At 48.4% G+C, this 15,560-nt stretch carries 13 protein-coding genes; all 13 read right to left on the bottom strand.

What is annotated here, in order from left to right; all coding sequences use genetic code 11:
• Positions 1-6 precede the first annotated feature (6 nt).
• Positions 7-3,498 (bottom strand): DNA polymerase III subunit alpha, encoded by a 3,492-nt coding sequence (dnaE, locus tag AT705_RS19125; protein WP_058797808.1) that lies wholly within the window; start codon positions 3,496-3,498, stop codon positions 7-9.
• A gap of 2 nt (positions 3,499-3,500) precedes the next feature.
• Positions 3,501-4,094 (bottom strand): ribonuclease HII, encoded by a 594-nt coding sequence (rnhB, locus tag AT705_RS19120; protein WP_010385765.1) that lies wholly within the window; start codon positions 4,092-4,094, stop codon positions 3,501-3,503.
• Positions 4,084-5,238: a lipid-A-disaccharide synthase gene (lpxB, locus tag AT705_RS19115; RefSeq protein WP_049866306.1), complete on the bottom strand. Its 1,155-nt coding sequence runs from the start codon at positions 5,236-5,238 to the stop codon at positions 4,084-4,086. The genes rnhB and lpxB overlap by 11 nt, the downstream gene beginning before the upstream one ends.
• Positions 5,239-5,338: 100 nt before the next feature.
• The gene (lpxA, locus tag AT705_RS19110; protein ID WP_058797807.1) at positions 5,339-6,109 is read right to left on the bottom strand and encodes an acyl-ACP--UDP-N-acetylglucosamine O-acyltransferase; all 771 of its coding nucleotides are present in this window, start codon (positions 6,107-6,109) and stop codon (positions 5,339-5,341) included.
• A 2-nt stretch (positions 6,110-6,111) separates the two neighbouring features.
• Positions 6,112-6,564 (bottom strand): 3-hydroxyacyl-ACP dehydratase FabZ, encoded by a 453-nt coding sequence (gene fabZ, locus AT705_RS19105; RefSeq protein ID WP_054015673.1) that lies wholly within the window; start codon positions 6,562-6,564, stop codon positions 6,112-6,114.
• Between the two features lie 11 nt (positions 6,565-6,575).
• The gene (lpxD, locus tag AT705_RS19100; protein ID WP_058797806.1) at positions 6,576-7,616 is read right to left on the bottom strand and encodes a UDP-3-O-(3-hydroxymyristoyl)glucosamine N-acyltransferase; all 1,041 of its coding nucleotides are present in this window, start codon (positions 7,614-7,616) and stop codon (positions 6,576-6,578) included.
• Complete coding sequence (locus AT705_RS19095) at positions 7,616-8,134, bottom strand: OmpH family outer membrane protein (RefSeq protein WP_049866302.1); 519 nt, start codon at positions 8,132-8,134, stop codon at positions 7,616-7,618. Before AT705_RS19095 ends, lpxD begins: the two co-directional genes overlap by 1 nt.
• A gap of 10 nt (positions 8,135-8,144) precedes the next feature.
• Entirely contained in the window at positions 8,145-10,616 is a 2,472-nt protein-coding gene (bamA, locus tag AT705_RS19090; RefSeq protein WP_058797805.1) for an outer membrane protein assembly factor BamA, read from the bottom strand.
• A 67-nt stretch (positions 10,617-10,683) separates the two neighbouring features.
• Complete coding sequence (gene rseP / locus AT705_RS19085) at positions 10,684-12,036, bottom strand: sigma E protease regulator RseP (RefSeq protein ID WP_058797804.1); 1,353 nt, start codon at positions 12,034-12,036, stop codon at positions 10,684-10,686.
• An 8-nt stretch (positions 12,037-12,044) separates the two neighbouring features.
• The gene (ispC, locus tag AT705_RS19080; protein WP_058797803.1) at positions 12,045-13,232 is read right to left on the bottom strand and encodes a 1-deoxy-D-xylulose-5-phosphate reductoisomerase; all 1,188 of its coding nucleotides are present in this window, start codon (positions 13,230-13,232) and stop codon (positions 12,045-12,047) included.
• Entirely contained in the window at positions 13,229-14,095 is an 867-nt protein-coding gene (locus AT705_RS19075; RefSeq protein ID WP_058797802.1) for a phosphatidate cytidylyltransferase, read from the bottom strand. Before AT705_RS19075 ends, ispC begins: the two co-directional genes overlap by 4 nt.
• Positions 14,096-14,106: 11 nt before the next feature.
• Positions 14,107-14,880, bottom strand: a complete 774-nt coding sequence (locus AT705_RS19070; RefSeq protein WP_058797801.1) for an isoprenyl transferase — start codon at positions 14,878-14,880, stop codon at positions 14,107-14,109.
• A 77-nt stretch (positions 14,881-14,957) separates the two neighbouring features.
• Entirely contained in the window at positions 14,958-15,515 is a 558-nt protein-coding gene (frr, locus tag AT705_RS19065) for a ribosome recycling factor (protein ID WP_058797800.1), read from the bottom strand.
• Positions 15,516-15,560: the final 45 nt, after the last annotated feature.

Raw genomic sequence — 15,560 nt, 5'->3', positions numbered from 1 at the left:
ACCTGTTTAATTAAATTCTAGTTCTATTTCCTGCGCCGCCATCTTGGATAATCGTCTGAGGAGATCATCACTGGGCGTCACACACCATTGCATACCTAATGTCACTTCCGCTATCGCGTCTGGGCGCTGATATTGGATTTTTACCGGACACGTTCCGAATTTATACGGTTCCAGTACTTTTTTCAGATTATCTATGAAATTCGCGTCTATTTGCACCATATTCAATGTCATTTTTATCGCACTGATCCGCTTTTCGCGGGCCTGAGCTATGGTACAGACTTCTCTGGCGGTCATTGTAATGCCGCCGGAGAAGTTATCAAAGCTGACCTGTCCGGATATTACCAAGATTTGGTTCATTTGCAGCATATCTTGGTACATTTCAAACTGTTCAGGGAATAAGCGTACATCAATTCGTGCGCTCTTGTCATCTAAAGTTATCAGACCCCAGCGTTTGCCTTTCTTATTGATCAGCACCCTTGCATTGATAACCAGTCCGGCAGCCGTCGATTGCACATCGCGATTCGTCGGCTGTAATTCTACTAGACGACCAGAAGTGTAATTTTTTAACTCTTTTCTGTATTGATTGATCGGGTGACCTGTCAGATACAAGCCTAAAGTGTCTTTTTCACCTTGCAACCATTCATCGTCTGACAGCCCAATGGCTTTAACAAACGCTTGTTCCACCTCGTCGGGTTCAACGGCCAGCAGACCGAACAAATCACTCTGCCCCAGTGACTCGGCCTTGTGATGCTGCTCGGCTGACTTCATGGCATCTTTGAGACTCGCAAGCAAAGTGGCACGACCTGGCTGCGTTTTTTCTGGTCCCAGCTGGTCGAGCGCGCCTGCGTAGATCAGTTTTTCAATGACCCTGCGGTTGAGGCGTTTCAGGTCAACCCGGGCACAGAAATCAAATAAGTCTTTAAACGGGCCGCCCTGCTCCCGGGCTTCCAGGATGGCTTCTACCGGGCCTTCACCCACCCCTTTGATGGCACCGATACCGTAAACTATCTCACCCTGACGGTTTACAGCAAACTTGTAGACACCCGCATTGACGTCTGGTGGGAGCAGCGTCAACTTCATGTTTTCGCATTCATCGACCAGGGTCACGATCTTGTCGGTGTTATCCATATCCGCCGACATTACCGCAGCCATAAACTCGGCCGGATAATGGGTCTTCATCCACAGCGTCTGATATGACACCAGTGCATAAGCAGCAGAGTGAGATTTGTTGAAGCCGTAACCCGCGAACTTCTCTACAAGATCGAAGATCTTCATTGCAAGTTCGCCGTCAACTCCGTTGTCTTTCGCACCGTCTTCGAAGGTTGTTCGCTGCTTCGCCATTTCCTCGGGCTTTTTCTTACCCATGGCTCGACGAAGCAAGTCCGCGCCACCCAGGCTGTATCCCGCCAGGACCTGGGCAATCTGCATTACCTGTTCCTGATATAGGATGATCCCGTAGGTCGGCTCCAGGATGGGTTGCAGGCTCTCGTGCTGGTATTGCGCATCCGGATATGAGATGTCTTCGCGACCATGCTTACGGTCAATGAAGTTATCTACCATCCCCGATTGCAGCGGACCTGGACGGAACAAAGCAACCAGTGCGATCATATCTTCGAAGCAGTCCGGCTTCAGACGACGGATCAGATCTTTCATCCCCCGTGATTCCAGCTGGAATACCGCGGTGGTTTCGGCTCTGAGTAATACTTCAAAACTGGCCGGATCATCCAGTGGGATGGCCGCAATATCTACCGGCTCAATGCCTTCGCGCGCCAGTCGCTCGTTGGTCATGTCCAACGCCCACTGTAAAATGGTTAAAGTACGCAAACCCAGGAAGTCGAACTTAACCAGACCAGCCGTTTCAACGTCGTTTTTATCAAACTGAGTGACCGGGAATTTACCTTCTTCATCACAATACAATGCAGCGAAGTCGGTAATGCTGGTAGGCGAGATAACCACGCCCCCCGCGTGCTTACCGGCGTTACGGGTACAGCCTTCAAGAATACGACACTTGTCGATCAGCTCTCGGACTTCCTCATCGCCGTCATACACTTCAGGCAGTCGAGGCTCAACCTCAAACGCCTTGGCCAGTGTCATACCCGGGTCACCAGGGACCAGCTTAGAAATTCGGTCAACAAAGCCGTAAGGGTGCCCAAGTACCCGGCCTACATCCCGGATAACCGCCTTAGCCGCCATCGTACCAAAGGTGATGATCTGAGATACCGCCTGACGACCATACAGTTTAGATACGTGGTCGATTACTTCATCCCGTCGGTCCATACAGAAGTCGACGTCGAAGTCGGGCATCGAGACACGCTCAGGGTTAAGGAAACGTTCGAATAGCAGGTCGAATTCAAGTGGGTCCAGATCGGTGATCTTTAATGCATAAGCAACCAAAGAACCCGCACCGGAACCCCGCCCTGGTCCAACCGGAATATCATTATCCTTACTCCATTGAATGAACTCCATTACTATCAGGAAGTAGCCCGGGAATCCCATCTGGTTGATTACGTCGAGTTCAATTTGCAGACGTTCATCATAAGGGATACGCTTTTCGGCGCGATCCGCGTCATCCGGGAATAAGAATAACAGTCGCTCTTCCAGGCCATCACGGGATACCTTGACCAGGAAGTCTTCAATCTTTAACTCACCAGTTGGGTAATCAGGCAGGAAGTAGGTCCCCAGCTGCACCGTGACATTACAGCGCTTGGCTATCTCAACGGTATTTTGCAACGCCTCCGGAATATCACTGAATAATTCCTGCATTTGCTCAGGGGTTTTCAGATACTGCTCTTTGGAGAAACGTCTGGGTCGGTTTTTATCTTCCAGTGTATAGCCGTCGTGGATGGCTACACGAATTTCATGTGGCTCAAAGTCCTGTTCATGCAAGAATACCACTTCGTTGGTTGCAACGACAGGTAAGCCTCTTTGTGTGGCCAACGCGACTGCGGCATGCAAATATTCTTCTTCCTGCTCACGGCCGGTACGGTGTAGTTCAAGGTAATAATGATCGGCGAAATGGGTCTCGTAAAATTCAACCGTATCGGCAACCAACTGCGGGTTACCCTTGAGCAGGGCTTTACCGACATCGCCATCTTTGGCACCTGAGAGTAAGATCAGACCTTCTTTGTATTTGGCAAGCCACGCCTTATCAATAACGGGTCGATGAAATACATGCCCGCGTAAATAAGCTTCGGAGATCAGTAAAGTAAGGTTCTTGTAGCCTTCATTATTTTTTGCCAACACCACGATGCGGCTCGGCTCATCAGGAAACTGGTCGCTCTTCAGCCAAAAATCCGCACCAACCAGCGGCTTAATACCCGCACCATGTGCAGTACCGTAAAAGCGGACCAGGCCGCACAAGTTCATCTGGTCGGTAATCGCAAAGGCTGGCATACCCAGCTCAGCGGCACGCGCCACAATGGGCTTAGTTTTAGCCAGCCCGTCAACCATAGAAAAGTCGCTGTGTACTCTTAAATGAACAAACTCAGGTGCTGCCATAACTACTGCTTCTCCGCCAGAATGCGCTGTACAGGTTTAAAGCTGGTTCTGTGATGCGGTGTTGCACCAAACTCACTCAGCGCCGCAAAATGGGCTTTGGTCGGATAGCCTTTGTGTGCAGCAAAACCATACTGAGGGTACTCTTTGTCCAGGTCGAGCATTTCCTGATCGCGCGTTACTTTGGCCAGTATAGACGCAGCACTGATCTCTGCAACCAGGCTGTCTCCTTTGACCACGGCCTGCGCAGGGACGCTCAGTTCAGGCAAACGGTTGCCATCGACAAACACAAACTGTGCTTTAACAGCCAGGCCTTCAACAGCACGCGTCATAGCCAGCATAGTGGCATGCAGGATATTCAGTTCATCAATTTCACTGACGGTGGCCCGTGCAACGTGATAGCACAGCGCTTTTTGCTTAATCTCTTCAGCCAGTAGCAGGCGTTTTTTTTCGGTGAGTTTCTTGGAATCTGCCAGCCCGGCTATCGGGTTGGCCGGATCTAAAATCACGGCTGCTGTTACCACGTCTCCTACCAGAGGACCACGGCCTACTTCATCTACGCCTGCAATATACTGCACATCAGGACGTTCAATTTGCATTCATTAACTCCACTACTGCCTGCGCAGCCTGTTTACTGGCGTCGCGGCGTATATTCTGGTGAATATCATAAAATCTTTGGATCAGGGCTGAGTTATCGCCTCTCAGCAGAGGTAGCAAGGCGTCTGTGAGTGCATCTGGATTACAATCCTGCTGTAAAAACTCTTCAACCAAAGCTTCATCTGCCAGCAAGTTTGGCAAAGAAAAGTGCTTAATGTTGAACGTAAAAAAGGTATTAAATATCCAGTAACTCATTGGCTTGAGTTTGTAGCCAACCACCATTGGCTTTTTGTATAGCATGGCTTCGAGTGTCGCTGTACCAGACGCCAGTAACACCGCAGTGGCCGCCGTCATTGCTAACGATGACTGACCATCCAGCAGAATGGTTCTCAGCTCTGGAGCCACCTGCGCTTTGATAGCCTGAAACTGTGCCTTGCGCTTTTCGTTCACCAGGGGCACTAGAATTTTCAGGTTGGGGATTTTGTCTGCCAGCGCTTTGGCTGTGAGTAAATAGGTTTCACTTAGCTGGCTTACTTCGGAACCACGGCTACCAGGCAACAGGGCCAGCACTGTATCAGACTCCTTTAACCCCAACTGCGCACGCGCAGCTGCGACATCCACATCCAACGGGATCTCATCTGCCAGCGTATGTCCTACAAAGGTACACGGCACTTCATGCTTGTCGTAGAATGCTTTTTCAAATGGCAAAAGAGACAGCACCAGGTTGGTCGCCTCTGCGATTTTAAAAATTCGCTTTTGCCGCCATGCCCACACTGAAGGGCTGACGTATTGAACGGTTTTAATCCCGGCTGCTTTGAGTGGCTTTTCCACGCGTAGGTTAAAGTCTGGCGCATCAATACCAATGTAAATATCCGGCTTTTGCGCAATGAAGTGTTCGACCAGTTGTTTACGTATTTTCAGTAATCGTGGCAAACGCCCCAGGACTTCCACCAGGCCCATCACGGCCAGCTCTTCCATATCGAATAAGGTTTCGCACCCGGCATCAAGCATTTTTGGACCGGCTATCCCGATAAACCGTGCATTAGGGTAGTGTTCACGCAGTGCATGGATCAGACCAGCACCTAAGATGTCACCAGACAGCTCGCCGGCAACAATCCCTATCGTAATTTCTTTTTCGTTGGCCATGTGATTCTTTTAGAATAAAAAAACGCCATACAGGCTGTATGGCGTTAGTATATCAGATACAGATATGCGATGTAGAAAGGTTATCGACCGTTATATAAATTTAACGTACCAATCCTCTTTCAGAAGTCGCAATAAAGTCGATCATTTGCTGTACGCCAGCAAATTTTGCCGCATCTTCGCGCATGACTTCCAGTGCTTCGTCCAGCTTAAGGCCTTTACGAAATAAAGTCTTGTAAGCACGACGAATAGCCATAATCTCATCTGACTCATAGCCACGGCGTTTTAACCCTTCTGAGTTAATTGCCGCTGGTCGTGCGGGTGTACCGGTCGTTGTTACGAATGGTGGCACATCCTGATTCACGCCGCTGTACATGCCAACAAAGGCATGTGCGCCAATTTTGCAGAACTGATGCACACCAGAATTACCTGCCAAAATCACAAAGTCGCCGACGTGAACGTGCCCTGCAACACTTGCATTGTTAGCAAAAATCACGTTGTTACCTATGATGGCATCGTGCGCGACATGGGTATATGCCATAAACAGGTTATTGCTGCCTATCTCGGTAATCCCTTTATCCTGAATGGTGCCACGGTGGATAGTGGCACACTCACGGATAATATTGTTGTCACCAATCACGAGCTTGGTTGGTTCATCCTTGTACTTTTTATCTTGGCAGGCTTCGCCCACTGATGCGAACTGAAAAATATGGTTCCCGGAACCAATCACGCTGGGTCCTTTGATCACCACGTGAGATTCAATTTTACAATTGTCTCCGATAACAACATCATTACCGATATAGCTATAAGGTCCAACCGATACGTTGTCGCCCAGCTGAGCACCTGACTCAATAATTGCAGTAGGATGGATCACGCTTAAAACTCTCTTCTTGCACACATTATTTCAGCGCTGCAGACGACTTTACCGTCGACTTTTGCAACACCAGAAAATTTCCAGATATTACGGCGCTCTTTAACAAATTCAACGTGTAAATGCATGGTGTCACCAGGCACAACAGGTTGCTTAAAACGCGCATTATCAATCGCTGCAAACAAGTATAGTTCATTATCACCGCGATTCTCTACGGTCTTGAAACCCAGCAGGCCTGTTGCCTGAGCCAGCGCTTCTAAAATCATCACACCAGGAAAAATAGGTTGATCAGGGAAGTGGCCTGTAAAAATAGGCTCGTTTGCAGTTACATTCTTAACTGCATGTAAGTATTCGCCAGGTTTATGATCAATGACCTTGTCTACCAGCAACATCGGGTAACGATGCGGCAGTAGCTTGAGGATTTCTTGAATATCGAAGCTATTTAATTCGTTGGCCAAAATAACATCCTTTAGTTATCAGTATGTTTAAGCTGTTCTGTGAGGCTTTCCAGCGCTTTTAGTCGCGCTTTAAAATCCGAAAGGTTTCGTAGGTGAGCAATGTTCTTACGCCACTCTTTATTGGTGGTGTGAGGCATACCTGATGAGTAAATCCCCGGCTCGGAGATCCCTTTTGTCACCATGCTCATCCCCGTAATGACGACTCCGTCACACACTTCATTGTGTCCATTGACTGCCACCATACCGCCAATCTGGCAATATTTGCCGATTTTCACGCTACCGGCCATAACACTACAGCCAGCAATCGCCGTACCGTAGCCAATTTCAACATTGTGTGCGATCTGAATTTGGTTATCCAAAATCACGTTATCATGGATCACTGTGTCGTCTAACGCACCACGGTCTATCGTCGTGCTCGCCCCGACTTCTACGCGGTTACCGATAATGACGCTGCCAAGCTGAGGAATTTTAACCCATTCTCCACCTTCGTTGGCATAACCAAAGCCATCACTGCCGATCACAGCACCAGACTGGAATAAACAGGATTCTCCAATCACGACTTCATGATAAATCGTGACATTTGCCCACAGCTTAGTTTTTGCGCCAATGCGCGTATGTTTTCCAACAAAACAACCAGGGCCAATCTGTACGTCATCACCCAGCTCAACGCCCGCCTCTATCACAGCATTGGCACCGATACTGACATTGCTGCCAAGCTTCACTGACTCATGGACTGAGGCGCGCTCGTGGATCGCCTGAGCTGAGTCAGGTGTGGTATCCATGTATTGCGCAAGTTTAGCGTAAGCAACATAAGGGTTGTCACAGACTAGCTTATTGCCAGAAAAGTGTTCAGCCTCAGAAGGTGCCAGGATCACGGCACCCGCTTGCGTTGATGCAAGCTGGCTACGGTACTTTTTATTTGCCAGGAACGCGATGTCCTGACCACCCGCACTAAGCAAGGTGGCAATTTTCTCAATTGACTGAGCCGGATCGCCTTGTAATTCGGCGCCCACAGCGTCAGCCAACTGCGACAAAGTGTAGTGTTTGGTCATTACTTTTTACTGACTACTTCAACAATTTTATCCGACAGGTCAGAAACTTTATCAGGGTTAAAGTAAATTGTCGTATCTTTTACGCGAACTTCGTCGTATTTTCCTTTTTTGGCAACTTCTTCAATCGCATCAACGATCAGTTTCTGTACTTTTGCCAGCTCCTGGTTTTGACGCACTTTGATTTCTTGCTCAAGTGGACGACCTTTTGTAGCAAGTTCTTGCTGCATGCCCTGAATTTTTTCACGCAATGCAACTTGCTGATCTTCACTCATTGTTGCGCTTTCACGCTTGAACTTCTCGGCTTCGAAACGGATGTCACCTTGTAGTTTTTCTAATTCTTGGCGACGCTCTGCGAATTCAGATTGCAAAGTTTGCTCAATCTTGGCCATTTGCGGCAATTTTGAGTAGATGTTTTGCATATCAACCAGGCCAACTTTGTGTGCAAACGCAGACGCAGAAGCACCCATCATGAGTGTAGCCATCAGCGCCATGGCCGAAGTTTTAAAAAGGTTTTTCACAATTAGCTCCTTAGAACGTATTACTTATGTTAAAGCTGATGAAGTCAGTTTCATCATCTTCTTCTTTTTTCAGTGGGTAGGCAAAACTGATCAGCATAGGTCCCATTGGTGAGATCCACTGTACAGATAGGCCTGTAGATACCCTGAATCGACTTGGATCAGAGTAATCTGATAATGTTTTATACACATCAGGCGACAAGTTCGTATAACGATCGGCATCGAACTCAGTATCCCAGACGTTCGCAGCGTCAATGAAGAAGCTGGTACGCACTGAGCTGGTGTTTTCTTCTTCCAGGAAAGGCGTAGGTACAATCATCTCAATGCCTGCTAAGGCTTTTGCGTTACCACCGATACGACCGCCCTGGATCAGATTGTCAAACTGCGGATCACCACCAATCGAACCTGGTATTGTGCCATCCGGTAATGGCGTACCGCCAATTGAAGAAGGTACACGCTGCAGCGCACGTGGCAAGATAGTATTGCGGTCAAAACCTCGCAGCTCCATTTCGGTTATACGATAGAACTCCTGGAATGGCAGCGTTTGCTCAAAGCCGTTGACGTCACCGTAACCGTTACCATAAGCAAGACCAGTACGCGCCGAGAATACCCAACGATGGTCATTACTGATTGGCCAGTAGAAACGCGAGTCGTAATTCAATTTAAAGAAGTTCAGATCTGAGTTAGGAGTGGTGATCCTGAAGGTCGCACTCTGACGTGAACCATCTGTCGGGAACATACCGCGGTTAACAGTGATCCGTGACCACCCCACGCTCAGCTCATACTTAGTAAAATCAAACCCAGCATCCGGGTTTTCCGGATCGGTAAACGCCAGTCGCATTACCCGTGATTGCTCGTAATCCGGGATACGATCCAGCTCTTCTTCTATCCAGCGCACACCAAAGTTAATGCGGTTAACGGCATCGATTGGGAAACCAAAATTGGTACCAATACCATAGTTGGTCTGGTCGTAATCAATCAGGCCCAGCTTAGAGCCATCAAAATCACTGTAGAAAATACTGCTACCCTGTGACACACCATCTGGCGTAAAGTAAGGGTTTGTGTAAGAAACGGTATAACGCTTCGACCCCCGGCCAGTATTAATATTAAAGGCCAGCTGGTTACCTGTTCCGAGGAAATTAGACTCACTCACGCCCACGTTGAACTGCAAACCACCATATGAACCATATGCGACACCGGCCTGGAAACTACCTGCTGGCTGCTCTTTAACTTTAAAGTCAACATCGACCTGATCGTCAACACCTGGAATTGGCTTGACTTCAAAGTCAACGCTTTCCATATAAGGCAGACGCTGGATCTGTAACTTTGAGCGTTCAAGGCTTTGGTTAGATAACCAGGCGCCTTCAAGTTGCGTCATTTCACGACGAACAACGTGGTCTGCAGTGACCTGGTTACCATTGACCGCAATACGGCGCACATAAACGCGTTTGCCAGGGTCAACCGCCAGGGTCAGCTTCACTTCTTTGTTTTCATCATCAATGTCAGGCACAGTACGCACCTCGGCATTGGCATAACCAAAGCGTGCCAGGTAACTTTTGATAAATTCTTCGGTGGCTGTCACGATTGAGCCGTTGTACAACTCACCGCTTCTTAATGGTACCACGCTGCGGATCAATTCTTCCCGACCCAACAGATCTCCGATGAACTCAAAGTCTTTCACCATGTACTGCTCACCCTCGGTGAGGTTCGCTGTCACGTAGACAGACTCACGCTCCGGGCTTACAGACACCTGGGTCGAGTCAATATTGAAACGCAGGTAACCACGGTCCAGGTAGTAACTTCGGATCTTTTCCAGATCGCCTTCAATGGTTTGCTTCTGATAGCGGTCGCTTGACAGGAATTTCCACCAGGGTAAATCTTGCTGCGATTCAACCAGTTTCAGCAACTCTTCATCCGAGAACAGTTCATTACCAACCAAGTTGATCTGTCTGACCGACGCCGCGTCACCTTCATCAAAGTCCAGCTTCAGTCTCACCCGGTTACGAGGCAGCTCAACAATGGTCATCTCAATCTTAGCGTTATACTTACCGATACTATGGAAGAATTCGATAAGGCCTTTCTCTACACTATCAATGACCGTTCTGTCTAAGGTTTCACCGGCACGAATATTTTGCTGATCTAAGCTTTCCTGAAGCTGCTCGTCTTTGATGTCTTTGTTGCCATCAAATTCGATTGAGGCAATCGTTGGACGTTCTTTAACTTTGAAAATAACCTGATTGCCATCGCGATATGCGGCGATATCATCAAAATGGCCAGATGCAAATAGCGCCTTAATCGTCTTAGACACCGTATAGTCATCAACTTGATCACCCACGTTGATAGGAATATGTGTTAACGCAGCGCCCAGCGCAACGCGCTGCAGGCCTTCAACTTTCAAATCTTCTACGATAAAGGAGTTTTGCCCCAGAGCAGCAAAGCTCGCGCCCAGTAAACTCGTTACAGCTAAATGTTTTTTTATAGGCATTTTATTATCTTTATCCTTTACAGCTTACGGCGAACAGTGCGCCTCAATTGCTATCGCACCTAGCGGCCTAAAGCCTCGATACATCGTTAAGTAGTGCAAAACAAGTTAGCGCCAGGAGCACAACTGCACCCACCTTATAGCCTAACTCTTGTGTCTTTTCAGAGACCGGTTTTTTGCGAATAAGTTCAATAAAGTAATACATTAAGTGCCCGCCATCTAAGACCGGCAGGGGTAAAAGGTTGAAAACCCCCAGGTTGACGCTAATTAATGCTAAAAAGCCTAAAAATGCGACAAACCCATAACTCACACTATTCCCGGCCCCAACAGCAATGCCAACCGGCCCACTGAGATTTTTAACCGATACCTGACCGGTCAATAAATTACCAATCATCTCAAAACTGAGCGCAGTTAAGTCGTAGGTCTTTTTAACGCCCAGCACGATACTATCGAATACCCCGTATTGTCTAGTTTCAATATACCCTTTCGGCCAGGGCTCAAGCACAGGGACTACACCCAGATAGCCAACAAGTATTCCCTGATTGTCTTCGCGGCCCTGTGGTGTCGGGTAAAGGTCAACCTCAGCACCTGCTCTTTGCACGACCAGATGACTGCGTTGCTGCGCTGAGGTTTGAACCAGCTGAACAAATTGCTCCCAGGAGTCGAGTGTTTCATCGTTATAACGCAGCAGTTTATCCCCAACCGCCAAACCGCCTTGCTCGGCAGCAGAGCCTGACGCTATTTGTGCAATTTCAAGTTTCAGATTGGGACGATACGGTTGGATACCCACAGACGTCAAAGGTGGCACATCTTGCTCTTCCAGTCGCCACTCGCGGGTATCGAGCTGACGCAAAGCGAGCAGCCCCTCACTGTCCTGAACTTTGAGGATGACTTGCGATTCACCCAGTCCACCCATCAACGCAAAGGTCACTTCCTGCCAGGACTGAACAACCTCATCATCAACACTGATAATACGATCGCCCGGTTGCACCTGAGCCTGAGCTGCGATGCTACGCTCGGTCACGTTTCCGACAATGGGCTTGGCATTCTGAACGCCGACCATATACATCAATGCGAGGGCAAAAATGGCGAACAGGAAGTTTGCAAGTGGTCCTGCTGCTGAAATGGCAATTCTGGACAGGACGGGTTTGTTGTTAAATGACAGGTGCTGTTCTGACGCGGAGACTTCGTCCACACGTTCGTCCAGCATGCGAACATAGCCGCCCAAAGGAATAGCGGCAATGACATATTCAGTACCGAGTTTATCGTGCCAACGAACCAAAGGTTTACCAAACCCAATTGAGAATCTGAGTACCTTCACACCGGCTTTTCTGGCAACCCAAAAATGGCCATATTCATGTACAGCCACCAAGATCCCCAGTGCGACAATGAAAGAACCCAGGTTCCAGAAAAATTCCAACATAGTGACTCCTACTTACTGATCAGTTCCCTGGCAAGTCTGCGGGCTTGCGCATCCTGTGCCATTATCGCGTCCACAGAGTGTAAAGGTTCGAGGTGGCAACGTTCAAGTACTTCAGCATTTATGCGATAAATATCACAAAAACCAATTTGCTCATTCAAAAAGGCCGCAACCGCAATCTCGTTCGCCGCGTTCAGGGTCGTTGTGGCAGACTGACCACTGCGACATGCATCGATTGCCAGTTTCAAGTTGGGATAGCGATTGAAATCAGGCTTGGTAAAGGTGAAATCAACAATATCCGCAAAATCGAGAGGCTTAACGCCCGCGTCTATCCGTTCAGGATAGGCCAGACCATAAGCAATGGGAGTACGCATATCAGGCTGACCCATTTGCGCAATCACGGAGCCATCTATGTATTGCACCATGGAGTGGATCATACTTTGTGGGTGGATAACCACTTCAATGTCGTCTGCCTGGCAATGAAACAACCATTTTGCTTCAACAAACTCCAGTCCTTTGTTCATCATGGTCGCGGAGTCTACCGAGATCTTCTGCCCCATTGACCAGTTAGGGTGTGCAACAGCCTCAGCCACGGTCACATCGGCCAGTGTATCAATTTCACGGTTAAGAAAAGGGCCCCCGGAACCGGTTAGCAGGATTTTACGGATCCCTTGAGCATCCAGGGCCGTGCTAGCCCCCTGTTGCAAGGCATCTGGTAAACATTGAAAGATAGCATTGTGTTCGCTGTCTATGGGCAGCAAAATCGCACCGTGGCGTTTTACTTTATCCATAAATAACTGGCCTGACATGACCAGAGATTCTTTATTGGCAAGCAAAACTTTCTTGCCCTGCTCTACCGCTGCCAGTGTTGGCAATAATCCCGCTGCACCGACAATGGCCGACATCACAATGTCGACGTCAGTATGAGCGGCAATATCACACATGGCCTGAGTGCCACAGAGCACCTCAGTCTGTTGGGTACTCAGTGCTGAACTTACTTCTTTGGCAGCGTCCTCAGTCCCCATAACAACATAGCGAGGCTGATGTTTTAGAGCCTGTTCGATAACCAGTTGAGCATTGCGCCCGGCAACCAGCGCAAAAACCTGATAGTGTGCGCAATTTCGCTCAACGACATCCAGCGTTGATGTACCTATAGAGCCCGTAGACCCTAAGATCACCAGGTTTTGCTTGTCACTCATAGTGTCACCGTCCAGGCGTACAACAAGGCAAAAATCGGCGCAGCCGCAGTTAAGCTATCGATACGGTCAAGAATACCGCCATGTCCTGGCAGACATTTTCCCGAGTCTTTTAATCCGGCTTCACGTTTAAACATGCTTTCCAGTAAATCACCGACGGCAGAAAACAGCGCAATCACAACGGTTAAACCAGCATATAATAGCCACTGATGTTGCTCTACGTCGCTGTAATAGCAGAAAATGACCACAAACACGACAGACGTCAGTAAACCACCAATTAACCCTTCAATCGTTTTATTGGGGCTGACATTGGGCATTAATTTGTGTTTGCCAAAATTTTTACCGGCAAAGTAAGCCCCTATGTCTGCACTCCAGACGATACCCAGCACCACCATAATTAACACTGAGCCATATTGCTCTGCCTGATGATACTCTGCGCTGCGCAGCACATTCAGTGCCAGCCAAAGTGGAATTAAGGTCAAAAAGCCAGCTATAGTACGCATAATCATGCCTTCATTCCAGGCTTTCGCCATGCGCGGGTAATTCATAACCAGAACAGTCGCAACCAGCCACCAGGCCGCGGCAAGAGTAAAAACGTAGTTTGCATCGGCCACCAGACGTCCCTGATGCCAAAGCTCTGTGATCGGCCAGTGGGTATGAAGAACTGTCAGAACCGCGGCCATCATGACAACATAAATGCCTTTATGCAGGCGATTAGTCAGGCCGATAAAGGCCGCCCATTCCCAGGCACCCATCAGAATAATGGCACCGGCAATCACGCTAAATAAATTCAGCGGCGTAAAAAATACCAATAGTAAAGCCAGTGGCGCCAGCACCACCGACGTCATAACACGTTGTTTTAACAAATTTTGTACCTTTAACTTGTTGTTTTGCTCTCGGCGAGTAATTGTTTTATTTGTTCGCCGGTACAACCGAAACGTCGTTCTCTAGAAACGTAACTGGCAAGCGCTTCTGAAAACGCTTCTTCATTAAAGTCTGGCCATAATGTTTCGGTAAAGTAGAGCTCAGCATACGCTGCCTGCCACAGTAAGAAATTACTAATGCGGTAATCTCCACCGGTGCGGATCAACAGATCAAGCGGGGTTTGATCCGCCATAGTCAGCCGTGACGAAATCGCCTCTTCTGTAATGTCGCTCGCCTGGATGGCGCCTTCAGCGACCTGCTCAGCCAGCGATTGAGCTGCCTGCACAATATCCCAGCGACCGCCATAGTTGGCCGCGATGTTCAACTTGAGTCCCGAGTTGTGCTCGGTTAACTGTTCTGCATCGACAACTTTTTGCTGCAACCCGGCTGGGAAGCGCGAGATATCACCGATGATGGACAGCTTCACATTGTTCTTATGGAGCTTCTTAACTTCTTTACTCAATACAAACAGGAATAATTCCATCAAAGTGCTGACTTCGTCCTCTGGACGACGCCAGTTTTCACTACTGAAAGCGAACAACGTCAATGACTCTATCCCTAGCTTAGAGCAAAACTGCACAGCATTGCGAACTGAATCCACCCCTTTTTTATGTCCATATGCACGGGGACGCTTACGCGCCTGAGCCCAACGACCATTTCCATCCATAATAATAGCGACATGTTTGGGCAGAGATTGCTGTGAAATTGCGTCAGCGGTTAAAATCATAATGCCTATTTAAGTAAAAAAAAACGCCGTCTAGTATACCTTAGACGGCGCTGCAAACCTAATAAATTTGTGGCTGCTTAGATTTCCATCAGCTCTGCTTCTTTAGCGCTCAGCTGAGTGTCCATCTCTTTGATAAACTTATCAGTTAGCTTCTGGATCTCGTCTTCTGTCTGACGTGCTTCGTCTTCAGAAATCTCTTTATCCTTCAGCAGTGATTTTACGTCACCGTTGGCATCACGACGAATGTTACGAACCGCAACACGACCGCCTTCAACTTCACCACGTACGATTTTGATCAGGTCTTTACGACGCTCTTCCGTCAGCGGAGGAAGTGGTACACGGATAACCGTACCCGCAGACATTGGGTTAAGACCCAGATCAGACGCCATGATCGCTTTTTCTACCGCTTGTGCCAAAGACTTGTCAAACACGCTGATAGCCAGTGTACGTGAATCTTCTACCGTCACGTTAGCAACCTGATTAAGTGGCGTGTCAGCACCGTAGTAAGACACAGAGATGCCATCGAGCAATGCCGGGTGTGCACGGCCAGTACGGATTTTAGATAGCTGGCTTGCCAGCGCAGCTACGCTTTTTGTCATGCGCTCTTGCGCATCTTTTTTAATATCATCAATCACAGTGCTATCCTATTCTTTACTGTATTAATCGGACTCAGCTTGCAG

It is taken from the genome of Pseudoalteromonas rubra, assembly GCF_001482385.1.
Classification (GTDB): domain Bacteria; phylum Pseudomonadota; class Gammaproteobacteria; order Enterobacterales; family Alteromonadaceae; genus Pseudoalteromonas; species Pseudoalteromonas ardens.
Note: the sequence above shows the minus strand (reverse complement) of the source record. Positions and strands in the feature narration are given on the sequence as shown.